General features: G+C 59.4%; 23 protein-coding genes and 1 other RNA gene. 9 read left to right on the forward strand and 15 right to left on the reverse strand.

The annotated features are described in order from the left end of the window. The 5 genes from rplL to ACT67G_RS06315 form a co-directional block, all read left to right on the forward strand. On the forward strand, positions 1-296 hold a 296-nt coding region (gene rplL / locus ACT67G_RS06295; protein ID WP_443663545.1), incomplete at its 5' end, for a 50S ribosomal protein L7/L12. 137 nt (positions 297-433) lie between these two features. Then, positions 434-901 (forward strand): RNA polymerase sigma factor, encoded by a 468-nt coding sequence (locus ACT67G_RS06300; RefSeq protein ID WP_325244989.1) that lies wholly within the window; start codon positions 434-436, stop codon positions 899-901. A 3-nt stretch (positions 902-904) separates the two neighbouring features. Beyond that, the gene (locus ACT67G_RS06305; RefSeq protein ID WP_443663547.1) at positions 905-1,933 is read left to right on the forward strand and encodes a hypothetical protein; all 1,029 of its coding nucleotides are present in this window, start codon (positions 905-907) and stop codon (positions 1,931-1,933) included. A 109-nt stretch (positions 1,934-2,042) separates the two neighbouring features. After that, positions 2,043-2,597 carry an RNA polymerase sigma factor gene (locus ACT67G_RS06310; RefSeq protein WP_443663548.1) on the forward strand — a complete coding sequence of 185 codons (555 nt, stop codon included), beginning with the start codon at positions 2,043-2,045 and terminating at the stop codon, positions 2,595-2,597. Then, on the forward strand, positions 2,594-3,376 hold the full coding sequence (locus ACT67G_RS06315; RefSeq protein WP_443663550.1) for a hypothetical protein: 783 nt from the start codon (positions 2,594-2,596) through the stop codon (positions 3,374-3,376). The genes ACT67G_RS06310 and ACT67G_RS06315 overlap by 4 nt, the downstream gene beginning before the upstream one ends. A 50-nt stretch (positions 3,377-3,426) precedes the next feature. On the opposite strand, the gene ACT67G_RS06320 is transcribed toward ACT67G_RS06315, so the two are convergent. The 5 genes from ACT67G_RS06320 to ACT67G_RS06340 form a co-directional block, all read right to left on the reverse strand. Then, entirely contained in the window at positions 3,427-4,161 is a 735-nt protein-coding gene (locus ACT67G_RS06320) for a DUF554 domain-containing protein (protein WP_443663552.1), read from the reverse strand. Then, positions 4,155-4,892, reverse strand: coding sequence for a tRNA threonylcarbamoyladenosine dehydratase (locus ACT67G_RS06325; protein WP_443663554.1), 738 nt, complete (start codon positions 4,890-4,892; stop codon positions 4,155-4,157). The genes ACT67G_RS06320 and ACT67G_RS06325 overlap by 7 nt, the downstream gene beginning before the upstream one ends. 90 nt (positions 4,893-4,982) lie before the next feature. Next, a complete protein-coding gene (locus ACT67G_RS06330; RefSeq protein ID WP_443663555.1) occupies positions 4,983-6,515 on the reverse strand; it encodes a peptidylprolyl isomerase in 1,533 nt (510 codons plus the stop codon). Between the two features lie 200 nt (positions 6,516-6,715). Beyond that, positions 6,716-6,915, reverse strand: a non-coding RNA gene (gene ssrS, locus ACT67G_RS06335) — 6S RNA. Between the two features lie 48 nt (positions 6,916-6,963). Beyond that, positions 6,964-7,251 (reverse strand): DUF1292 domain-containing protein, encoded by a 288-nt coding sequence (locus ACT67G_RS06340; RefSeq protein ID WP_325247652.1) that lies wholly within the window; start codon positions 7,249-7,251, stop codon positions 6,964-6,966. Between the two features lie 303 nt (positions 7,252-7,554). On the opposite strand from ACT67G_RS06340, the gene ACT67G_RS06345 reads away from it, so the two are divergent. After that, positions 7,555-10,227, forward strand: coding sequence for a transglycosylase domain-containing protein (locus tag ACT67G_RS06345; RefSeq protein WP_443663557.1), 2,673 nt, complete (start codon positions 7,555-7,557; stop codon positions 10,225-10,227). Positions 10,228-10,315: 88 nt separating this feature from the next. Here ACT67G_RS06345 and ACT67G_RS06350 read toward each other — a convergent pair whose 3' ends face one another. The 9 genes from ACT67G_RS06350 to ACT67G_RS06390 all read right to left on the reverse strand — a co-directional run bounded on the left by ACT67G_RS06350 (position 10,316) and on the right by ACT67G_RS06390 (position 17,727). Further along, positions 10,316-10,813, reverse strand: coding sequence for a MogA/MoaB family molybdenum cofactor biosynthesis protein (locus ACT67G_RS06350; RefSeq protein ID WP_325246865.1), 498 nt, complete (start codon positions 10,811-10,813; stop codon positions 10,316-10,318). Positions 10,814-10,833: 20 nt separating this feature from the next. Beyond that, positions 10,834-11,871, reverse strand: coding sequence for a sulfate/molybdate ABC transporter ATP-binding protein (locus ACT67G_RS06355; protein ID WP_443663559.1), 1,038 nt, complete (start codon positions 11,869-11,871; stop codon positions 10,834-10,836). After that, entirely contained in the window at positions 11,871-12,551 is a 681-nt protein-coding gene (gene modB / locus ACT67G_RS06360) for a molybdate ABC transporter permease subunit (RefSeq protein WP_325246869.1), read from the reverse strand. The genes ACT67G_RS06355 and modB overlap by 1 nt, the downstream gene beginning before the upstream one ends. 335 nt (positions 12,552-12,886) lie before the next feature. Further along, positions 12,887-13,738, reverse strand: coding sequence for a molybdate ABC transporter substrate-binding protein (gene modA, locus ACT67G_RS06365; RefSeq protein ID WP_443663561.1), 852 nt, complete (start codon positions 13,736-13,738; stop codon positions 12,887-12,889). A 135-nt stretch (positions 13,739-13,873) separates the two neighbouring features. Beyond that, the gene (locus ACT67G_RS06370) at positions 13,874-14,893 is read right to left on the reverse strand and encodes a molybdopterin-binding protein (RefSeq protein ID WP_443663563.1); all 1,020 of its coding nucleotides are present in this window, start codon (positions 14,891-14,893) and stop codon (positions 13,874-13,876) included. Continuing rightward, entirely contained in the window at positions 14,890-15,333 is a 444-nt protein-coding gene (locus ACT67G_RS06375; RefSeq protein ID WP_443663564.1) for an MOSC domain-containing protein, read from the reverse strand. The genes ACT67G_RS06370 and ACT67G_RS06375 overlap by 4 nt, the downstream gene beginning before the upstream one ends. 5 nt (positions 15,334-15,338) lie before the next feature. Continuing rightward, positions 15,339-15,818 carry a cyclic pyranopterin monophosphate synthase MoaC gene (moaC, locus tag ACT67G_RS06380; protein WP_443663566.1) on the reverse strand — a complete coding sequence of 160 codons (480 nt, stop codon included), beginning with the start codon at positions 15,816-15,818 and terminating at the stop codon, positions 15,339-15,341. 3 nt (positions 15,819-15,821) lie between these two features. Then, positions 15,822-16,766, reverse strand: coding sequence for a GTP 3',8-cyclase MoaA (gene moaA, locus ACT67G_RS06385; protein ID WP_443663567.1), 945 nt, complete (start codon positions 16,764-16,766; stop codon positions 15,822-15,824). 91 nt (positions 16,767-16,857) lie between these two features. Beyond that, entirely contained in the window at positions 16,858-17,727 is an 870-nt protein-coding gene (locus ACT67G_RS06390; RefSeq protein WP_443663568.1) for a helix-turn-helix domain-containing protein, read from the reverse strand. A gap of 195 nt (positions 17,728-17,922) precedes the next feature. On the opposite strand from ACT67G_RS06390, the gene yqeC reads away from it, so the two are divergent. From yqeC to selD, 3 genes are read left to right on the forward strand one after another with little or no spacing between them, the layout of a single operon-like run. Then, a complete protein-coding gene (gene yqeC, locus ACT67G_RS06395; protein WP_443663570.1) occupies positions 17,923-18,594 on the forward strand; it encodes a selenium cofactor biosynthesis protein YqeC in 672 nt (223 codons plus the stop codon). Further along, the gene (yqeB, locus tag ACT67G_RS06400) at positions 18,585-19,385 is read left to right on the forward strand and encodes a selenium-dependent molybdenum cofactor biosynthesis protein YqeB (RefSeq protein WP_443663572.1); all 801 of its coding nucleotides are present in this window, start codon (positions 18,585-18,587) and stop codon (positions 19,383-19,385) included. Before yqeC ends, yqeB begins: the two co-directional genes overlap by 10 nt. 27 nt (positions 19,386-19,412) lie before the next feature. After that, positions 19,413-20,453, forward strand: coding sequence for a selenide, water dikinase SelD (gene selD / locus ACT67G_RS06405; protein WP_325244103.1), 1,041 nt, complete (start codon positions 19,413-19,415; stop codon positions 20,451-20,453). Positions 20,454-20,494: 41 nt separating this feature from the next. Here the strand turns inward: selD and ACT67G_RS06410 are convergent, their stop codons facing one another. Next, positions 20,495-21,412, reverse strand: coding sequence for a ketopantoate reductase family protein (locus ACT67G_RS06410; RefSeq protein ID WP_443663574.1), 918 nt, complete (start codon positions 21,410-21,412; stop codon positions 20,495-20,497). Positions 21,413-21,470: the final 58 nt, after the last annotated feature.

Below are 21,470 nucleotides of genomic sequence, written 5' to 3' on the forward strand. Positions count from 1 at the left end.
CTCTGGAGGAAGAGTTCGGCGTTTCCGCCGCTGCTATGGCTGCTCCCGCTGCTGGCGCTGCTGCTCCCGCTGCTGAGGAGAAGACCGATTTCGACGTGGTCCTGACCGGCTTCGACGCCGCTGCCAAGATCAAGGTCATCAAGGTTGTCCGCGAGATCACCGGCCAGGGCCTGGCCGAGGCCAAGGCCACTGTCGAGGGCGCTCCCAAGACCCTGAAGGAGGGCGTGTCCAAGGACGACGCCGAGGCTCTGAAGAAGCAGATCGAAGAGGCCGGCGGCAAGGTCGAGCTGAAGTAATTTCGCTCTCAAAGCCACATAGAAAAATTCCCTGTCCTTTGGGCAGGGAATTTTTTTTGCCTGCACACACTGCTTATGAGATATTCCGCCCATGCCTTCCGTATTACAGGTGAAAAGCTTTTCAAGGAGAGAGGCCCATGCTGACAAAGCAGGAATTTGACCGCGCTGCGGAACAGTATCTGGATATGGTGTACCGGATTGCCCTCAACTACTTCCGCCATCCCCAGGACGCGGAGGATATCGCCCAGGAGGTGATGCTCCGGCTATGGCGGGAGGAGGGGGCATTTGGCAGCGATGCCCATCTGCGCTACTGGCTGGTGAGGGTGACGCTGAATCTCTGCCGGGATCACGCCCGCAGCGCGTGGCACAGGCGCACGATCCCCCTGGTGTCCTGTCCGGAGCCGTCCTTTTCCACGCCGGAACGGTCAGCACTCTATCAGGCGGTGATGGGGCTGCCGGCCAAGTACCGCCTGCCGCTGTATCTCTATTATTACGAGGGCTATTCGGTGACGGAAGTAGGGGAACTGCTGCGTCTGAACCCATCTACCGTCCAGACCCGTCTGGCCCGCGCCCGGGCAAAGTTGAAACAGGAATTGGAGGAATGAACCATGGAACAGCAGTATCGGGAGATGTTTGATGAGGTGCGCTCCTCCAGCCGTTTACAGGAGGAGGTACGAAAGATGAGCGAGATGGAACGCAAGCCCGCAGGAAGAAGATTTCCCAGGAAAATTCTCATGGCTGCGGCAGTACTGGCAGTGCTGGCCGGAACGGCGGTGGCGGCCGTGGGAGCACCGGGAACCCTGCGGGGCTGGTTCGCCCAGGAGTGGGAGGAGACCACCGGATCCACTATGGACGAAGAACAGCTGGCCCTCATTGACCGGCTGACCCAGCCGGTAGGCGTCAACGATACGCAAAACGGTGTCACGGTGACGGTGGATTCCGCCACCATTGGAAACAGCACCGTGTGGCTGCTGGTGAAGGTCAGCGGGGAATACGCGGAGGACTCCTCCCTCCGATACCACTTTGACAGCATAGACATGACTCTGGACCCGGACCCGGATGAAGTGGGCACCCCCGGCGGATACGGTTTTGAATTCCCCTATGCCGGTGTATCCCAGGATGGCACGCTGACCATGCTGGTTCAATATACCATCGATCTTGCGGGGCAGAGCTCCCTGATGGATGAGCCCCGGCAGGTCACGCTGCTGCTGGACGACTTGGTATGCAATGATATGACCGCGAGCGGCGACGAGGATGTGGTCCTGGCGGAGGGCCACTGGACCTTGACTTTCTCCCTGGAGCCCGGGGAGGCGGGGACCATGCTGACCATGGAGGAACTTCAGGCTCCCGCCATGGATTTGTCGACCCAAGACATCAGAACCGTCACCTTGTGGGATGTGGAGATCTCCGCTACGGACATCACTTATGTTCAGCTTGCGGAAGATCAGGAATGGAGCCCCCTGAAATGCGCCCTGGTGCTGGAAGACGGCAGTCAGGTGAACTGGTCCAGCGGCTCCAGCCGCTTCCGGGACGAGGCCAGTACTCAGTGGAGCAGCGTTTATTACTGGCAGGTGCCCGTGGACCTCAGCAAAGTCACGGCCCTCCGCTTCGGGGAAGTGGAGATTCCCCTGAACTGAAAAAACAGGAAACCTCCCGGCGCGGACAGCGCCGGGAGGTATTTTTGTGGTATCCTGTGACCAACAGGGGATAAATCCTGTCTATAAGGGTGAGAGGGGAGGGATGGCCATGGAGGACCGGGAGATCCTGGCGCTGTTTCAGCGGCGGGATCAGGAAGCGATACCGGCTTTGGATGCACAGTACGGCGGGCGGCTGCGTGCACTGGCCATGCGGCTGCTGGGGAGTCCCGAGGACGCTGAGGAATGCGTCAGCGACACGTACCTGGCCGCCTGGAACGCCATCCCGCCGGAGGAGCCTGTATATCTCTTCGCGTATCTGGCTGCCATCTGCCGCAACAAGGCCCTGAGTATGCTGGGCCGGGAGAATGCGCAAAAGCGCCGTGGGGAGCTGGTGGCGCTGACGGCGGAACTGGAGCTGTGTATCCCCGATGAGCGGCGGGAGATGGAGCAGGATGCCCGGGAGATCGGGGAGGCCCTCGGCCGCTTCCTGGCGGGCCTGGGAGGGGAGAACCGCCGGTTCTTCCTGCGGCGCTACTGGTACGCCGAGAGCGTAAAGGAGGTAGCCCAAAACTGCGGCGTCAGCGAGAGCAAGGTGAAGATGTCGCTGCACCGGACGAGGAAAAAGCTGAGGGAATTTTTGCAGAAGGAGGGACTTTGGCAATGAACGGACAGGATCTGTATGAGGGGCTGCGGTATGTGGATCCGACTTTGCTGGAGGAGGCCATGGAGCCGGTGAAACAGCCCAAGTGGCGGCGGTATCTGCCGGTGGCGGCCTGCCTGTGCCTGCTGCTGGCGGGGACAGCGGCGGCAGTGCTCCACAGTGTGGAGATCCGGATTCTGGATGTGGAGCACCTGGAGGATTACCGGGATGCGGATCCTACCTTGAAATCCATCCAGAACGGATCGGCGGACCAGGCGTACCAGGCGGCGGCTGAAGTGGAGATCACGCCTCTGGCATCCTTGTCGCAGCAGATTCGGGAGGATGCTGCGGCAGGCAGGAGAAGCCATAAATTTGACAGTTGGGACGAGGCAACAGAGTATCTGGGTGTCGACCTGCCGGGTCCGGAGGGCCCCACTGACCTTTATTTCAAGCTGGAGGAGGGTCAGATCTCGGAGATCAGGCTCAGCGTGCACAACACATATGAGGGGGAATGGCACGCTGGAATCGGTGTGAAAGCATATCTGTACACGGAGTATTACTCCGGAGAGCCGGGAGAATTTGTGCTGTTCCACGGAGATTTTGAAGAGATTCAGGCGGAGGAACTCACACTCTCCAATGGGGACACCGCTCAGCTGGTACCAGTGTTCGGCAGTAATGGCTTCGGAGCAGTGATGGCCTTCATGGCTCGGGGACAGGGGTTCTATATAGCGGATGCCGTCTGCCCGGAGGAATACGAGCAGCAGGCGACAGAGGAGGTGATCAGGCTCCTGAGCGGCATCTGACCCCAATCAAAAAGAGACGGCTTATGCCGTCTCTTTTGCTATGTACGCCTTCACAGGAACTGGCAGAGGAGGATGGGGAAGAAAATCGCCGGAACCATATTCATCACCTTGATCTTGGTGATATTCAGCATGTTCAAGGACAGGGCGATGATCAGCAGGGAGCCCACACAGGTCATCTCACCGATGACGGTGTCGTTTTGCAGCAGCGGCGCCAGGAAGGCGGCCAGCAGGGAGATGCTGCCCTGATAGAGAAACACCGCCACGGCGGAGAATGCCACGCCGATCCCCAGAGAGGAGGCGAAGACGATGGAGATGATCCCGTCCAGCATGGCTTTGGCAAAAAGCATGTCGTGATTGCCGGTAAGGCCGTCGTTGAGAGCGCCCACAATGGCCATGGCTCCCACGCAGAAGAGAAGGCTGGCTGTGAGAAATCCCTCTGCAATGGTAGCTGTGCCGCCTTCGTGAAAGACCCGCTTTGTACGCTCCTGTACCCAGTTGCCCAGTGTCTGCATCCGCCGGTCCAGGTCCAGCAGCTCCCCGATGAGGCAGCCCAGCACCATGGAGAGGATGGAGATGAGAGAGTGTTCTCCCTCCAGGCAGCCGCTGATGCCCAGGTACATCACGCACAGCGCGGCTCCCTGGGTGATGATAGCCTGGAGCCGCAGCCCCGTGTTAGAAGCCCCGGCAAAGAGCGTGGAGAAGCGGGTACCCAGCCACTTGATAAGCAGCCCGACGGCGGAACCGACTAAAATAGCCAGTACATTGACAATGGTGCCGGTCAGCATGGGACGACGCCTCCTTTTCCTGCAATGAGATCCCGCACAATGGCACTGCCCAGCAGCAGCCCGGCGACGGCGGGAACCCAGGGAGTGCTGCCTGGTACACTGCGGCGCCCCGGTGGCGGGGCCTCCAGCTGTTGCGCCTCCACAGCTTCCTCGGGACTGAATACTACTTTTACATGTTCCATCCCCAGCCGCCGAAGTTCACGGCGCATGACCCTTGCCAGGGGGCATCCGTAAGTCTTGGACAGGTCTGTCAGACGCAGGAGGGAGGGATCCAGCTTGTTGCCGGTGCCCAGGGCCATCACCAGGGGGATTCCCAGGCGGCGGGCGGTCTGGGCCAGATCCAGCTTGCAGGAGACCAGGTCGATGGCATCTGCAATGTAGTCATACCGGCAGCCCTCCGGGAAAAACTGCTCCCGATGGGCGGCGTCGTAGGTGGCGTGGATGGGATGGAGCACCAGAGCGGGATTGATATCCAGCAGCCGCCGGGCCACTGCCTGCACCTTGGGCTGCTCCAAGGTGGAGTGGAGGGCTTCCAGCTGGCGGTTCAGGTTGGTGAGGCTTACGGTATCCTGATCCACCAGTGTCAGTTCACCGACACCAGCCCGGGCCAGACACTCCGCCGTATAGCTGCCCACACCCCCCAGGCCGAAGAGAATCACGTGGCTTGCCGCCAGGCGGGCCTGAGCCTCCGGCCCCCAGAGCATTTCACTGCGGAGGAATTGATTTTCCATAGCGTGCTTGTCTCCTTTTCCTGTTTAGGGGAGTTTTCCCCGGAAAAAAGATGCCGGCTTTAAAAAGCCGGCATCTTTTACCTGAATCAATCAGCCAACGAACCGCATACCGAAGGAGCTCTGCTCAGCGGTATAGCCTTCAACTTTCTCCTCGCTCCAAGTGGCCATGTCATCGGACTTGAGAGCATTGGTGACCTGCAGCTCCCAGTAGGTCTCAGGAGCGGTGCCCACGAAGTACATGATGTGGTAGCCGTAGGTGGTCTTCACGATGCCGGTGTCGCCGCTCTGACGTGCGGGATCAAAACACCAGTCCTCAAACTCGGAAACCATGGTGCCGAGCGTGACATCCTCGTAGAGACCGCCCTGGGCGGCATTGGAGTCCGTAGAGTTCTCCTTGGCCAGTTCGGCAAAGGAGTCCTCAGTGGCCTCGCCGGCCTTCCACTGAGCCAGCAGATCCTCGGCTTTCTGCTTGGCTTCGGCGTCCTTGGCCTCCACATCGGCCTCGTAACCCTCGTCATCGGAGCTCAGCTCAGAATCCTCCGGCTGGATGAGAATGTGGCGGACATTGATGGGGTGATAATCGTGGAGCCGCTCGTTGAAGCCCACCACATAGTAGGCGGAGCCGTCGGTGTCCTCCAGCACGGCGGTATCGCCGGCCTGGCGGGCAGAGTCAAAGAGCCAGTTCATAACAACGCTGTCACTGTAAGTGCCGGCTTCGGCAGAGGTGACAGAAAGTCCTGCGTCATCCGCCAACTGCTCCAGATCGCCGCCGGCCTGCCAGTCGGCATAGAGCTGATCGGCGGTGGCCTTGGCATCAGCCATGGCCTGGGCGGTCATCTCATCGGTGACCTCGATCTCGTTGCCGTCTTCGTCCGTAGTGGCGGCAGCGCCGCTGATGCGGACATACTGGTAAGATACCTGATCGTAAGCGTTGGGATCCTCGTTATAAGCGGCGGTGAGCTCGTCTTCCGTATAGGTCAGGTTGTCCTGATGATCCTGAGAATAATACTGGGCCAGGAGGGAACGCTTGAGCTGTTCCTGATACACCTTTTCGGTCATGGTGCTGCCGTAGATCGTGCCCAGGTACTGCTTTTCCGTGTAACCATAGCTGGAAGCAGTGCTCTTGAGAGCCTCCAGAGAGCTGTCATAGTCGGCCTGCATCTCATCGTCCCAGGTGAAGCCTTCCTCAGCGGCGGCGTCGTTGAGGGCCTGGACGCTGGTCATGTAGTCCAGGGTCTGCTCCATGAAGAAGTCAAACCAGGACTGGTCGTCGCTGTAGGCCTGGTCCCGCAGATCGGCGGTGGTGTCCAGACCGATATAGCTGAGATAGTAATAGTTCTGGTTCACCCAGTTGGTGTAATAGTTCTGGAAGTAATAATTGACCTCAGCGGCGGTGTACTTTTCACCGTTGATGGTAGCGGCCGTAGCCGTCTTGGGAATGATGTTGGATTTCCAGATCACTGCGATGATCGCCACGATCAAAAATACCACGCCAATGGTGCCATAGAGGATGTTGGTACGCTTTTCCTCCTTGCGCTGCTGTGCCTCACGGGCGGTCTTGGGATTGCTCCAGTCGGAACCGGAGAGATCCTGCCGGTTTTTCTTTTCTCTTGATGCGCTCATTTGTGTTTCAGTCCTCTCAAGTATTGGTGCAAGGTTCGCAAGAAACCGTAATTACGCACTCGCTTATTATAATGGAAAAGCGCCGCATGTGCAAGGGGAAATTCTCTGGAATTCCGGTTCTGCGGCGGAGATTGGGGCAAATTACGCCAGTAAAAAAGCGGAGCAGTGTTTTTCTGCTCCGCCGGTGCCGACAATACAGGAAGATCCCCACAGCGGCCGTGTAGGACTCGTTATAACCTGCACCTTCAAGGCCAGGTGGGTCGCCTCCAGCCCGCTTTATCGCTTCCAACTTCCAACCGCAGACGGCAGTCGGGAGGCCTGCGAACCACGGACTGATCCGGCATCCCTTATAACGAAATGTGGGTTAAAAAAAGACCTATCACGAACCCCGCAGGGATCCTTTACAACGTATCACAAAAAGCGGCGGAATGCAATCGAAACCGCGCTCTCAGCCATCGTCTTCCTCGTCGAACAGTTCTTCCATAAAGCGCTCATAGACTGCATCCAGTTCCTCATCGGAGTCCAGGGTGGAAAGCAGATCCTCACCGTCTTCATGGATGACCTTCAAAATCACAAGACCGCTGTCCGGATCTTCTTCTTCGCCCTCGGTCTCAGCGGGGAAAAACGCCTGATACTGCTGCCCGTTATACTCCAGAGCGGAGACGAATTCCAAAACGATCTCCTGACCGTCCTCATCGGTGACTGTCAGGAAAGTGGGGCCGAACTCCTCACTCATGTGCGCATGCTCCTTTCGTGTATGCTGGCATTATTGTAACTGACTTCCGGAAAGATTGCAAGGGCCGGAAGTTTTGAAAATAAGGAAAAGCACGAAGGCACCGACGGGATTATCCTGCCCAAAACAAAGAAACCCATGCGAACAGGGAACTTTTTCTTGACGAATTACGACTTTTTCAATATTGACACGGGATGTTAGAATAGTAGATATTATGGATTCGTGCGGCCACGCGCCATGCGGCGGCACGGCACAGCAACGGGGGAGAATCCCCTATAAAAATCTGAGCAAAGGAGGTGCCCTGAGTTGGAGCACGGAAAGCGGGAATCCATTCCTGAGCGGCCCCCCCACCGGCAGGGGACCAAAAAGAAGCGGCAGGGGAGCAGCGCAGGCCATCGGGTGCTGTTTGTCTTGGGGACATTGGTGCTGATCGGGGTGTGCACATCTGCCATCATCGCCGGTATCTTTATGAAGTACGTCAATACCACCCTGGCACCCACCCTGTATGTCAACGCGGATGACTACAACATGAGCTACAGCTCCTTTGTCTACTATCAGGACAAGGAGACCCAGGAGTGGAAGGAGTATCAGACCCTGTACGGCGATATAAACCGTATCTGGGTGGATATTGAGGATGTGCCGGATGCCCTGTGGCAGGCGGTGGTGGCCATTGAGGATGAGCGGTTCTTTGAGCATAACGGTGTGGACTGGAAGCGGACTGCCGGCGCCACGCTGAATATGTTTATCGGCATGCGGGATACCTTCGGTGGTTCCACCATCACCCAGCAGCTGCTTAAGAACATGACGGGCGACGATGACGGCACGGTGAACCGTAAGGTCCGGGAGATATTCCGGGCATTGGAGTTTGAGAAGAATTACAGCAAAAAGGACATTCTGGAGCTGTATCTCAACTATATTTACCTGGGCAAGAACTGCTACGGCGTGCAGACGGCCGCCCAGTTCTACTTTGGAAAGGATGTCAGCGAGCTGTCTACGGCGGAATGCGCCTGTCTGATTGCCATTACCAACAACCCCTCCATGTATGGGCCCATGTCCGACATTGAGGTCCCGGTGGAGCAGGATGACGGCACCATCCGGTACAAGACCCCACGGGAGTTGAATAAGGAGCGGCAGGAGAACATCCTCAAGAAGATGTCTCAAGTGGAGGGGCCTGCCACCCTGGACGGAGATTCCACGGATTCCAGCACCTGGGAACCTTTCCTGACGGAGGAGGAGTACGAGACCGCCGTGAACGAGGTTCTCCAGTTTACTGACGGTACCACCTCTGCGGAGGATCTGGTGGCGGAGGTCTCCGGTGCCAGCGGCATCAACTCCTGGTTCGTGGACCAGGTGATCCTGGATGTCTCCAAGGACCTGGCGGAGCTCAAGGGGATTTCCCCGGGCGAAGCACGGACCCAGCTTTACAGCGGCGGCTATAAGATCTACACCACCCTGGACCCGGAGATCCAGGAGATCGCGGAGTCTGTCTATGAAGATCGAGGCAACCTCAATAACCTCACCTCTTCTAATGGACAACCCATCCGTTCCGGCATCACCATTATGGATCCCTATACCGGTGACATCGTGGCTCTGGTTGGCGACATGGGGGAGAAAACCGGCAATCTCATTACCAACTACGCCACGGACAAGCGTCAGCCGGGTTCTTCCATTAAGCCGGTGACGGTATATGCTCCGGCTCTGGACGCGGGGGCCATCACCATGGCTTCCACCTTTGATAACTATCCTGTCCGGCTGCTCAACGGTACGCCGTGGCCTAAAAACTCCCCCAACACCTATACGGGCATGACCACCTTGGCTACCGGTGTGGCCAAGTCCATCAACACCGTGGCCATCCAGGCTCTGGAGCGGGTAGGCGTAACGGAGGCCTATGCCTTTGCCACAGAGAACCTGCATCTGGGGCTGGTGGCCCAGGATATGAATGAGAGCCCTCTGGGTCTGGGCGGCCTCACCTACGGCCTGTCCACCGTGGAGATGGCAGCGGCCTACTCCACTTTTGCCAACGGCGGAATCTACAACTCTCCCCGAACCTATATCCGGGTGGAAGATCGGGACGGCAATGTGGTTCTGGAGAACGAGACCCAGAGTGAGGAGGCCATGAAGGAGACCACCGCCTACTTCATGAATCAGCTCCTGAAGGGGGCTGTAACCAGCGGTACGGGTTCCAGTGCCAGGTTCAGCGGCATGACCATTGCGGGTAAGACCGGTACCACCAACGATAACTACACCCGCTATTTCGTGGGCTACACGCCTTACTATGTGGCGGCAGTGTGGACGGGCTATCAGTACAATGCCCGGGTCAGCTATAACGGCAACCCCGCTATCACCCTCTGGAAAAAAATCATGCAGCAAGTCCATGAAGACCTGCCCTACAAGGATTTTGAAACGCCTTCCAGCGGGCTGGTTACTGTTCAAGTCTGCAAGGACAGCGGCATGCTGGCCGGTGAAGCCTGCGCCCTGGATCCCCGGCAGGATCGGATCCAATCGGTGACGGTGGCGGCGGGAACAGCGCCCACCGAGACCTGTACCATGCACGTGGTGCGGGATTACTGCACAGAGGGCAACTGCCTGGCAGGCGAGTACTGCCCGGAGAGCTCTGTGGTGCAGAGGGCATTTCTGGATCACGTCCGGGAGGACTACGGGCCCAATATCAAAGCGGATGACGATGCGTATCTGCTGAGCACCGTGGAGGAGGCCTTTGCCGAGACTGGCTGCACGGTTCACTCCTCGGAAACTGTGGTACCGGAGAATCCAGAGGACGGAGAGAATCCCGCCATTGATCCCAATGATCCCAACTATGATCCCTCCGGCGGATTCGGAGACGAGAATATGGATGATTCCAACAACGGAAACTCCGAAAGCAATACCGGTGGAAATTCCAGCGGCGGAAACTCCGGTGGTGGAAATACCGGCAATGCCGGGGATGACTGGTGGAGCGGATTCTGGAACAGCGGAACCTGACGAAAAGAGGACGCCTCAATTTGAGGCGTCCTTTTTGTATGTTTCATCAAAACCTACCGGGAAAGGAGGGGGACATCTTCGCAGCAGGTCAGTCCTTGAGAGCGGCGCAGTCAGCGGGGGCACCGGAGAGCATCTCCAGGCCATGAGCCAAGGTGGGGAGGACTGCCTCCAGATTCTCCTTGGCAGCTTTGGGGGATCCTGGAAGGTTCACGATCAGGGTTCCGCCCCGGATACCTGCCTGAGCCCTGGAGAGCATGCCCCGGGGTGTGATCTGCATGGAGGCATAGCGCATGGCCTCCGGGATCCCCGGTGTCAGCCGCTGGCACACAGCCAGGGTGGCTTCCGGTGTTACGTCCCGGGGAGAGAAGCCGGTGCCGCCGGTGGTGACAATCAGATTCACCGGGTGCTCATCACACAGTGCCCGCAGGGCGGCTTCGATGCGGATCTGTTCATCCGGTACCACCAGGGCGGTCTGGATTTTATACCCGGCGGACTGGAGTATTTCAGCGACAAGAGGGCCGCCTGCGTCGGGGCGTTCTCCCCGAAAGCTGCGGTCACTGACGGTGATGACGGCGGCTGTAAACATAAGGCAATTCTCCTTTACAGTTATTGAAATAAAAGAATATCTTCCGGTGCAACAGATACGGTAAGCCGGGATGGGGCCCCTATGGTCCTCCATGCTGTCCTGTCCAGTTCCATCCGCAGAAGGGGGGCACCGGAGGCGGAATTTTCCGGCCGCAGCAGTATGGCAGCGGCGGTCAGATCCTCCACTACCCGCTCTACGGTGCAGGGAATGGCGTTGAAAGCCCCTGCTTCCGATGGGATCACCCGGCGGGCACGGATACCGGCACGACGCACGGAGGGAGGAACGTCAGGGCAGGAGAGGGTAACACCCCACTGAGGAATGACCAGGGTGCCGTTTCCCGGCAGAACATCCAGAAAGTTCTCACATCCAGAGAGACGGGCGGCAGCTTCCGTGGACGGATGGGCAAATAGATGGGCGGTATCTGCCGGCAGCTGGGTGCGGCCATGATCCATGACACACACCCGGTTGCAGTTGCGATAGACCTCGCCCCGGTCGTGGGAGACCCACACCACGGTGCCGGGGAAAGCGGAGAGGGTGTCCGCCAATTCCAACTCCAGCTGCTGTCTGAGGTAGCTGTCCAGGGCAGAGAAGGGCTCGTCCAGCAAAATGGCACGAGGCTCTGATGCCAGGATCCGGGCCAGGGCGCAGCGCTGCTGTTGGCCGCCGGAGAGCTGATGGGGCCGCAGCTCCGCCACTGCCTCCAGCTCCATGCGGCGAAGCAGTTCCGACACGGCAGCTGTGCGGCGGGATTTCTCCCGGACTGCCACCGCGATGTTCTGCCGAACCGTCATGTTGGGGAAAAGGGCATACTGCTGAAAGAGATAGCCCACTTGCCGCCGCTGGGGCGGAAGATCGATTTTGGCGGCGCTGTCAAAGAGGGGAATGCCATCCAGAGTGATCTGGCCCTCATCCGGGGTCAGAATTCCGGCAATGCACTTGAGGGTCACGGATTTCCCGCAGCCGGAAGCGCCCAGCAGGGCCAGGACCTCGTTTTCCGCGTCAAACCGGGCTTCCAGATGAAACGCGCCCAGTGTTTTTCGGATATCCACATGGAGCATCAGGCCCGTACCTCCTTTCCATTCCGCTTTTGTCGGCTTTCCAACAGATTGACCGTCAGCAAAAAGACGGCGGAGATGGCGATGTTCACCAGCACCCAGCGCAGAGCGCCGGCGTCGTCGTTGGTGCGCCAGAGTTGGTAGACGGTAGTGGAGATGGTGGCGGTACGTCCGGGGGTGTATCCGGCGATCATGGAGGTGGCTCCATACTCGCCCAGGGCCCGGGCAAAGGCCAGCACCGTCCCTGCCAGGATGCCCTGGCGGCACACCGGCATCCGGATACGCCAGAAGATATAGGTATTGGAGAGGCCAAGGGTTTGCCCGGCCTCCGCCAATGTATGGTCAAAACTCTCAAAGGCGCCCCGGGCAGTGCGGTACATCAGGGGAAAGGCCACCACCACGGTGGCAAAGATAGCAGACCACCAGGTCATCACCAGTTTGACGTCGAATGTTTCCAGCACCCAGGCACCAAGGGGGCGCTTGGGCCCCAACAGGATCAGCAGCAGCCAGCCTACCACTGTGGGGGGCAGTACCAGCGGAAGCGTCAGCACCACATCCAGTACGCCTTTTACCAGACGGGGAAGCTTGGCAATATAGTAGGCCGTAAAAATGCCCAGGAAGAACACAGCCACCGTAGAGATGGCGGCGATACGCAGCGAATTGTAAAGGGGATACCAGTCCATACGCAGAACCTCCTGAGAGGAAATGGGGGATCCGCCATCTCTGCCCGCCAAAGGCGGGACGCCGCTGTGCGGCGTACAAGTGTTTTGCAGAGCAAAACCTTGGTTCGGGCAGGCTTTGCCTGGCCGGACAAGATCAAGCCGGGGTCCCCATTGGGCTGTTGCCCAATGGGGAGATGGCGGCGATACGCAGCGAATTGTAAAGGGGATACCAGTCCATACGCAGAACCTCCTGAGAGGGAATGGGAAAGATTGCCTAGCAAGGCAATGCGGAGAACCGGGGAGCGGACAGGATATGTCCGCTCCCCGGTCATTACGCAGGTTTAGGATTCCGCGGCTCAGACCAGGGGAGAGAAGCCCACGGCCTCAAAACAGGCAAGGGCCTCATCCGTGGAGAGGAAGTCCAGGAACGCCTTGGCGGCCTCGGGATTGGCGCTGTTCTTCATGACGGCGGCAGGATAGATCACTTGGCCGCACATGTCGGCGGTGGCTTCGTCCACCACGGTCAGGCCGGCGGAGAATGCGTCGGTGGCGTAGATGATGCCGCAGTCCACTGCCCCTTCGCTTACCTGAGTGGTGACCTCTTTGACGTTGGAGCCGTATGTAATGCAGCCAGCAATGGCGGCTTCATCGATCCCGTAGTAGGCAAAGATCTTCTGGGTGTACTGGCCTACGGGGACGTCGCTGTTGCCCATGGCCAGCATCACATCACCGCTTTGGAGCAGTTCCGCAAGCTGGTCAAAGGTTTCGATCCCCTTGGGATTCCCCTCGGGAACAGCCAGCGTTACTTTGTTTTCCAGCAGATCCAGCCGTGTGGCGCTGTCTACGAAGTCCAACCCCTCGGTATTCTCCTCACCGCCCTGGGCATCCAGCTGGTTCATCTGCTTGGGAGCGGCGGAGATGAAAACATCGCAGTCGGCTCCCTCCTGGATCTGGGTTTTCAGGGTGCCGGAGGAGTCATAGGTGGGCACAATGGTAACGCCCTCATTGGCCGCTTCATAGGCAGCAATGGCCTGGTTCAGGGATTCTTCCAGGGAGGCGGCGGCGAAGACATACAGCTCCACAGGCTCGGCGGCTTCCTGGGTCTCTTTTTCGGCAGGATCCGTGGTTTCCTCTTGTGCAGAGGATCCGCAGGCGGTGAGGGCAAGTACCATGGACAGGGCCAGCAGTAAAGACAGCGCTTTTTTCATGGGGGATCTTCCTTTCTGATGATAATATGTTCTGTCCGCCAATGCAAGGGCGGTGTTGAACTAACGTGATATTCACTTGAGAATAACGACGTGGGAACGATATGCGCCGCAGATACGGCGCATATCAAACGCACTTTATTTTCCGAAGGGGCACTCCGGCCAGTGGCAGGGCTTGCATCCCAGGCACAGCCCGCCCTCGCCCAGAGTCACGATCTGTTGCCGGGTCACCGGCACATCCGCTGTTACAAAGGGCAGCACCAGATCGAAGATGGTGGCGCCGGCGTACATGACGCAGCCGGGGAGGCCCATGACAGGGGTACCGTCGTCGTAGTAGCCCAGCAGGAACATAGCGCCGGGCAGTACCGGAGCACCGTAGGTGATGATCTTTGCCCCGCTTTCCTTGATCCCACCGGGAGTGTTGTCATCGGGATCCACGCTCATGCCCCCGGTGCAGAGAATCACATCGGCGCCGGTGGCCCGGGCTTCCGCAATGGCATTTGCCACGTTTTCCACCCCGTCGCCGGAGTAGGAGACAGAGAGGGTCTCGATACCGTAAAATGCAAGTTTGTCCTTCACCACCGGGGGGAAGGTATCCTGAATGAGACCCTTTTTCACCTCACTGCCGGTAGCCACGATGGCAGCAGTGCGCCGTACCCAGGGCTTGAGCTCCAGCAGGGGCGTATCCCCGGCGGCCTGCTCCGCCGCTTGCAGCTTCTCCTCCGGGATGATGAGGGGGATCACCCGCATGCCTGCCAGCTTGTCGCCCTTGCGGACGGCGGTTCCGCCCTTCCGGGTGGCGATCATGATGTCCTCAATGGAATTGACGGCCATCAGCTTTTCGGAATTTACCCGAAACAAGCCGTCACAGGCGGCTTTCAGCTCGATCTTGCCCTCTTTCACCTCGCTGCGGTCCATGTGGTCGCCCACGCACAGGGTATACAGCCGCTCGGCAGCGTCATTTTCGTGGAGCATTCCCGGCGTCATCTCCCAGACGTACAGGTGCTCCTTGCCCATGGAGAGCAGCACCGGGATATCCTCCTGTGTCACCACATGGCCCTTGCGGAACCGGGCGTCCTTGTACTGATCTTTGATAATTTGGGTGAGGTCGTGGCAGAGCACATGGCCCACGGCATCCTCAGTTTTGATGAGTTTCATTTCTCCGCCTCCAGGATTTCAATTTCGTCTCCGGCCCGGACGGTGCCTTCTTTCACCACCACGGCAAAGATGCCCTCTGTGGGCATGACGCACTTGCCCACCGCCTTCTTGATGGCGCAGTCGCTGTGGCACTCCTTACCGATCTGGGTCACCTCCACCTCCGTCCCCCCAATACGCAGATGGGTGCCCACGGGAAGGTGCTTGAGGTCGATGCCCCGGGTATTGATGTTTTCGGCAAAGACTCCCGCGTCCAGAGGGATCGGGCAGGCGGCACGCATGGTGTCCACGCTCTCCTCTGCCAGGAGGGAGATCTGCCGGTGCCAGTCTCCGGCGTGGGCGTCTCCCACGATGCCGTGACGCAGTTTCAGATGGATTTCCGGAACGGGATGCTTGATAGTCCCCTTTTTTTCGCTGATATTGACGGATACGACAGTGGCCAAGTGGCTCACTCCTTTATTTTGTAGTCTCCGCTTTTGCCGCCGCATTTTTCCAGCAGGCGGATATTGGTGATGCGCATGTCCTTCTGGACGGCCTTGCACATGTCATAGATGGTCAGAGCCGCCACTGACACTGCGGTGAGGGCCTCCATCTCCACGCCGGTGACGCCGGTGCAGGTGACGGCGGCCCGGATCTCCACCATGCAGGGATCATCCGACAGGGCGAAGGTGATGTCAATGCCGGTAAGGGGGAGAGGGTGGCACATGGGGATCAGCTCCCAGTTGTGCTTGGCGGCCTGAATGCCCGCCACCTGGGCGACAGAGAGAACATCGCCCTTTTTCATGGTGCCGTCCTTGATTTTTTGCAGGGTCTCGGGAGCCATATGGATCTCCCCGGCGGCCACAGCGGTGCGGTGGGTGACGGCCTTGTCCGTCACGTCCACCATCTTTGCCCGGCCCTGTTCATTGAAATGGGTCAGCTCGCTCACGGTTCAGCCTCCAATTTGATTCATGTTGCGCGGGGTATCGCTCCGGCGCTCCGCCAGATGATGGCGCTCCGGCTTGTGGAGGATCCCCTGGCGGATGGCGTCCTCCAGTGCCGGGCCGTGGAGCCCCCGCAAATTGATTTCTTCACGGCTGTGGAGACATCCTTTCAGCTTGCCGTCCGACGTTACCCGAATGCGGCGGCACTGGGCACAGAAGTCGTGATTCACCGGGGAGATCAGTCCCACGGTACCCACGGCTCCCGGTAGCTGATACCGCCGGGCCACGCCTCTGGATGCAATCTGCTGTAAAGTGGGTATCCTTTTCAGAACAGTATCTCCGGGGAGAAAACAGGACTTGTCCCATGCGGCACAGGGGCCCATGGGCATCAGCTCAATGAACCGCACCTCCCAGGGGTGCTCCTGGGTGAGGTTTACAAAATCCCCGATCTCATCGTCGTTGAAGCCGCCGATGAGAACGGTGTCGAATTTCAGATCCCGGAACCCGGCGTTCTCCGCTGCCCGGATACCGGAGAAGACTTCCGAAAGATTCCCTAGCCGGGTCATCTCTGAGAAGCGATCCGGCCGCAGGGTGTCCAGGCTGATGTTCAATCGATCCAGTCCGGCTTCCCGCAGCGGGGCTGCCAGCTGGGGCAAAAGGGAGCCGTTGGTGGTGAGGCACAGTTCCTCCAGTCCAGGGATGGCACGCAGCTGGCGGCATAGTTCCACGATTCCCCGGCGTACCAGAGGCTCTCCGCCTGTTAAGCGAATTTTCTTTACACCGCAGCGTACACAAGTTTCTGCAATTTCGGCAAGCTCCTCCAGAGAGAGCATGTCCCGGTGATCCCGCTTTGCAACGCCCTCTAGAGGCATGCAGTAGCGGCAGCGGTAGTTGCAAAGGTCGGTGACGCTCAGCCGCAGGTAATCGATTGTCCGTCCACACCCATCCAGCATGGCGTCCTCCTATCGTGATACTCAAGTTAGGTAAACGGTGCTGCTATTATTATAGAGGTTTCCTGGGAAAAGTCAAGAAAAAGGGGACGCCTTACGGCGTCCCCTTGGTATCGGCGATTCGTGTGCGGATGGTGCATACGGTAACTGTCAGCAAAGCGGTGAAAAATACCAGAAACAGCACATCCACGGCCTGTGGCAGCAGACGCAGACCCAGGCTGAAACTGAACTCCGGAATTTGATACAGATGGGTATCAAGCCGGTTTTTCAGAGCGTTCAGCAGAATCAGGGCCGCCCACCCGCAGATGAGATACACGACATTCCGGCCTCTGGGTTCCACGCGGACACGGCGGAACGCACGGATGGTCACCAGGAACATCACCAGCATCACCATCAGTTGAATCCAGGCGATCAGAAGGCGGATATAGTTTTGTTCCGGTGTGAAGGACAGGGTGAACAAAGTCAGCTGCCAGGTGATGCCGGTGGCCCAGCGGAGATAGACCTCCACAAGGAGATACACGGCCCAGGCGCACCAGAGACCCGGACGTTTTTTGGCCAGGAAACAGATGACACCGCAGGATAGAAAAGGGGTACAGAGGATCAGCCCCTCCAGCAGTCCGCCGGCCACGGTACACACCAGCACCGTCACAAACGCCATACACAGCAGGACGATGCCTGCGACTTTCCGCCCCGGAAGATTGCCTGTTGCCGGTGGCTGGATGGTTGGGGCTGCTGGAGCGGTGGTGTCATCTGACGAATTTTCCGGTGGCGTTCCGGTGACCAACTCATCCAGCGTCACCCCGAATATCCGGCTCAGCTTTACCAGCTTGTCCAGATCCGGCACGCTTCCGTCTGTCTCCCACTTGCTGACAGACTGGCGGGAGACGTCCAAGGCTTCCGCCAGATCTCCTTGTGAGAGGTGTTTTTCCGCCCGCAGACGGCTGATGTTGCTTCCAAGGCTCATGCTTGCTCCTCCTTTTCCTGGTCACAGAGTACCAAAGAACCACAGAAATGTCCACCAAGCGGGCTTGAAATTTTAGCAACCGTCAGTTGCACCCCGGAAGGATTTTTGAAATACGGGGTGGTACACCCGCGTTCTTGACGCTTGCAGGGGGAAGTGCTATTCTATGGAAAGAAGAACGAAAGGGGAGGCGGCGGCATGGGACTGGCGAGCCTGTTGGATATCCGGCCCGGCGTTACCGCCGTCATCGGCGGTGGGGGCAAGACCACGCTGCTGCGGACTTTGGGTGGAGAATTGGGGGCAGACGGGAAACACGTGCTGGTGTGCACCACTACGAAGATCCTGCCATTTCCGGATCTGCCCTGTGCCCGGACGTCGGCGGAACTGGAGATGCTGAGAGAGAAACATCGGCTGGTGTGTGCCGGGACCCCGGTGCCGGGAACGGAGAAGCTCACCGCACCGGAACTTTCCATGGCACAGCTTGCCGCCATGTTTGACTATGTGCTGGCGGAGGCCGACGGTGCCGCCCGCCGTCCTCTGAAAGCCCATGCCCCTCACGAGCCGGTGATCCCGCCGGAAGCCAATCAGGTGATCTGTGTGGTGGGGGCGTCGGGGTTCGGGCAGCCCATCGCCAGGGCCGCCCACCGGCCGGAACGCTACGCGGCCCTGGCGGGAGTTCCGGAGACGGCAGAGGCAACACCCCGGACGGAAGCGGCGGTTCTCCGGGCGGAGAAGCTGGGAGGCCTGATCTATGTGAATCAGGCGGAAACGCCCCAGGCCCGGGAGAACGCCCGGGTGCTGGCAAGACTGTTGGAACGGCCCGTCCTGGCGGGCAGCCTGCAAAGAGAGGAGTATTTCTTATGCTGGTAGTGATTCGCGGCGCCGGAGATTTGGCCACCGGCGTGGCATTGCGGCTGTGGCGGGCCCATATCCGGGTGGTGATGACGGAGATCCCGGCCCCCACTGCCATCCGGCGGACGGTGTGCTTTTCCCAAGCCATCGTCCACGGGGAGGCCACGGTAGAGGATGTGACGGCCCGGCAGGCAGAGAACCCCAAGCAGGCTCTGGCTTTGCTGAAGGAGGGCGTGATCCCGGTTCTGGCAGATCCGGAGGGGAAATGCATCCCCGTGCTGCGGCCTGACGCGGTGGTGGATGCCATCCTGGCCAAGCGGAACCTGGGCACGAAGATCACCGACGCGCCGGTGGTTATCGGCGTGGGCCCCGGCTTCACCGCCGGAGTGGATTGCCACGCGGTGGTGGAGACCATGCGGGGCCACTATCTGGGCCGGGTGATCCATGAGGGGAGCGCCATCCCCAACACCGGCATCCCGGGGCTCATCGGCGGCTTTGCCGGAGAGCGGGTGCTTCGGGCCCCGGCGGATGGGATTTTCCATCAGCTGCTGGACATCGGCGCCCAGGTGAAGATGGGTGATGTGGCCGCCACGGTGAACGGCGAGCCCATGGTCTGCACCCTGGACGGCGTCCTGCGGGGCATTCTGGCGGACGGCACGCCTATCCACAAGGGGATGAAGTCCGGAGACATCGATCCCCGGTGCGAGATCAAGCATTGCTACTGCGCCAGCGACAAGGCCCTGGCGGTGGGCGGCGGCGTGCTGGAGGCCATTTTGAATCTCACAGGCGCACTGGAAGAGAGACCGTGACCGCAAGAGCGGCGGAAAGGACAATGTATGGCAGAAAATGAAGTAAAGCTGACAAAGCTTGCCAAGTGCGCCGGCTGCGGCGCCAAGGTGGGAGCGGGAGTCCTGGCCCAGCTGCTGGACGGCATCCGGGTCCATGAGGACCCCAATCTGTTGGTGGGATTTGACAAGAGCGACGACGCGTCGGTATATAAGGTCAGCGACGATCTGGCTCTGGTGCAGACGGTGGACTTTTTTCCGCCCATTGCCGACGATCCCTACCTCTTCGGACAGATCGCCGCCACCAACGCATTGAGCGATGTGTACGCCATGGGCGGCGAGCCCAAGCTGTGCCTGAATATCATGGCGGTTCCCGAGTCCATGTCCAAGGAGACGGTTCATCAGCTGCTCCGGGGCGGCTACGATAAGGTCTACGAGGCAGGGGCCCTGATTACCGGCGGCCACAGCATCCTGGATGATGAACCCAAGTACGGCCTGGCGGTGACGGGCTTTGTCCATCCGGATCATGTGCTCACCAACTCCGGGGCGAAGCCGGGGGATGTACTGCTGTTCACCAAACCGCTGGGCATCGGTGTCATCACTACCGCCGCCAAAGCGGAGATGGCATCGGAGAAGGGCATTGCCTTGACCCAGAAGCTGATGACCACCCTCAACAAGGCCGCCCGGGATGCCATGGTGAAGTACCGTGTCCACGCCTGCACGGATGTGACGGGCTTCGGCCTGCTGGGCCACTCCTGTGAGATGGCTCAGGGCAGCGACGTGGAGATCGAACTCCATGTGGCGGATATCGACCTGATTCCCGAGGCGGTGGAGCTGGCCCGGATGGGGATTCTGGCTGCCGGCATGTACCGCAACCGCTCCTTTGCAGAGCCCTGGGTGGACGCCGGAGAGACGGAGCTTTGCCGGCAGGATGTGCTCTACGATCCCCAGACTGCCGGCGGTCTTCTGATGGCAGTGGATCCGGCGGACGCGGAGGCACTGTACAAAGAGCTTCAAGGCTGCGTCCCCAGTGCCCAGCGCATCGGTGTGGTGCGGGAGTACCGGGGCGGGAAGCGGATCTTCCTGCGGTAAGGAAATCAAAAAAGGACGCTCCCGAAAGGAGCGTCCTTTTCTCAGTATTGGGATTCCATATTCTGAATGGTTTGATAAAACCATTCATTTACCGGAACAGGGATATTGTGCTGCTGGGCCAGACGGCGGATGGTACCGGAGAAGAGCTCCACCTCGCTTTTGCGGTGGGCCTTGCCGTCCTGGCGCATGGAGGGTTCCCCGTCGGCAGGGAAGTGGTCAATGATGGAAAGCCACCCGTCGATATCCGCCTCCGACAGGGCTACCCCCTCGGCATTGGCCACGGCCACCACCTCCCGCATGGCACCCAGCATGGCATCCCGGGCTTTGCCGGGGACCTGTACGCCGCCGTAGCCGCATTGGAAGACCATGGTGGCCTGGTTGCAGCCGGTGTTGCACAGGAGCTTGCTCCACATGTGGGTGCGGATGTCCGGGTGAAGGACGTAGGGGAAGCGGATGACGTCAAAAAAGCCCCTCAGACGGCGCAAATGGGTGTCATCCTGCCCGGCAGGAACCCCCAGGGCCAGCTCGCCCACCGGATCCACCGTTACCTGATTGCCCTCTTTCTTGGCAGACATCTTCTGGGCCACGCACCAGACCACTTTCTCCGGACCGAAAGCCTGCCCCAGCATGGGCTCGCTGGCGATGCCGTTGAGGACCGAGAGGAGGGTGGTCTCCGGCCCTACCAGATGACGGCAGGTTTCTATGGCGGCGGGAAGACCGCCAAACTTCACGGCGAAAAGCAGCAGATCCACGGGCTCCTTCCGCTGGGCGGCATCCTCGTAATGGAAGGAGCAGGGGTGGCCGTTATAGCACAGCTCCTGGCTGCGGTAACGCTCCGTGCGGGCCTTGTCCGCCAGAATGAGGACGTGCTCGGGGCCCAGCGCCTCTGTGAACAAGTGGGCGTACAGGGTCCCCAGAGCGCCCAACCCGATGATGCCTACCGTCTCAATCTTTTTCATGGATGACCTCCTGAAAGAAAGAGCGGCGGAATGTTCCGCCGCTCCGTAATTTGTGGAA

This window comes from Dysosmobacter sp., from assembly GCF_052306735.1.
In the GTDB taxonomy this organism is placed as follows: domain Bacteria; phylum Bacillota; class Clostridia; order Oscillospirales; family Oscillospiraceae; genus Oscillibacter.

What these genes read in the sequence shown, in the direction of transcription:
- ACT67G_RS06300 (WP_325244989.1), top strand. Translation starts at nt 434, where the DNA reads ATGCTGACAAAGCAGGAATTTGACCGCGCTGCGGAACAGTATCTGGAT.
- ACT67G_RS06305 (WP_443663547.1), top strand. Translation starts at nt 905, where the DNA reads ATGGAACAGCAGTATCGGGAGATGTTTGATGAGGTGCGCTCCTCCAGC.
- ACT67G_RS06310 (WP_443663548.1), top strand. Translation starts at nt 2,043, where the DNA reads ATGGAGGACCGGGAGATCCTGGCGCTGTTTCAGCGGCGGGATCAGGAA.
- ACT67G_RS06315 (WP_443663550.1), top strand. Translation starts at nt 2,594, where the DNA reads ATGAACGGACAGGATCTGTATGAGGGGCTGCGGTATGTGGATCCGACT.
- ACT67G_RS06320 (WP_443663552.1), bottom strand. Translation starts at nt 4,161, where the DNA reads ATGCTGACCGGCACCATTGTCAATGTACTGGCTATTTTAGTCGGTTCC.
- ACT67G_RS06325 (WP_443663554.1), bottom strand. Translation starts at nt 4,892, where the DNA reads ATGGAAAATCAATTCCTCCGCAGTGAAATGCTCTGGGGGCCGGAGGCT.
- ACT67G_RS06330 (WP_443663555.1), bottom strand. Translation starts at nt 6,515, where the DNA reads ATGAGCGCATCAAGAGAAAAGAAAAACCGGCAGGATCTCTCCGGTTCC.
- ACT67G_RS06340 (WP_325247652.1), bottom strand. Translation starts at nt 7,251, where the DNA reads ATGAGTGAGGAGTTCGGCCCCACTTTCCTGACAGTCACCGATGAGGAC.
- ACT67G_RS06350 (WP_325246865.1), bottom strand. Translation starts at nt 10,813, where the DNA reads ATGTTTACAGCCGCCGTCATCACCGTCAGTGACCGCAGCTTTCGGGGA.
- ACT67G_RS06355 (WP_443663559.1), bottom strand. Translation starts at nt 11,871, where the DNA reads ATGCTCCATGTGGATATCCGAAAAACACTGGGCGCGTTTCATCTGGAA.
- modB (WP_325246869.1), bottom strand. Translation starts at nt 12,551, where the DNA reads ATGGACTGGTATCCCCTTTACAATTCGCTGCGTATCGCCGCCATCTCT.
- modA (WP_443663561.1), bottom strand. Translation starts at nt 13,738, where the DNA reads ATGAAAAAAGCGCTGTCTTTACTGCTGGCCCTGTCCATGGTACTTGCC.
- ACT67G_RS06370 (WP_443663563.1), bottom strand. Translation starts at nt 14,893, where the DNA reads ATGAAACTCATCAAAACTGAGGATGCCGTGGGCCATGTGCTCTGCCAC.
- moaA (WP_443663567.1), bottom strand. Translation starts at nt 16,766, where the DNA reads ATGCTGGATGGGTGTGGACGGACAATCGATTACCTGCGGCTGAGCGTC.
- ACT67G_RS06390 (WP_443663568.1), bottom strand. Translation starts at nt 17,727, where the DNA reads ATGAGCCTTGGAAGCAACATCAGCCGTCTGCGGGCGGAAAAACACCTC.
- yqeC (WP_443663570.1), top strand. Translation starts at nt 17,923, where the DNA reads ATGGGACTGGCGAGCCTGTTGGATATCCGGCCCGGCGTTACCGCCGTC.
- yqeB (WP_443663572.1), top strand. Translation starts at nt 18,585, where the DNA reads ATGCTGGTAGTGATTCGCGGCGCCGGAGATTTGGCCACCGGCGTGGCA.
- selD (WP_325244103.1), top strand. Translation starts at nt 19,413, where the DNA reads ATGGCAGAAAATGAAGTAAAGCTGACAAAGCTTGCCAAGTGCGCCGGC.
- ACT67G_RS06410 (WP_443663574.1), bottom strand. Translation starts at nt 21,412, where the DNA reads ATGAAAAAGATTGAGACGGTAGGCATCATCGGGTTGGGCGCTCTGGGG.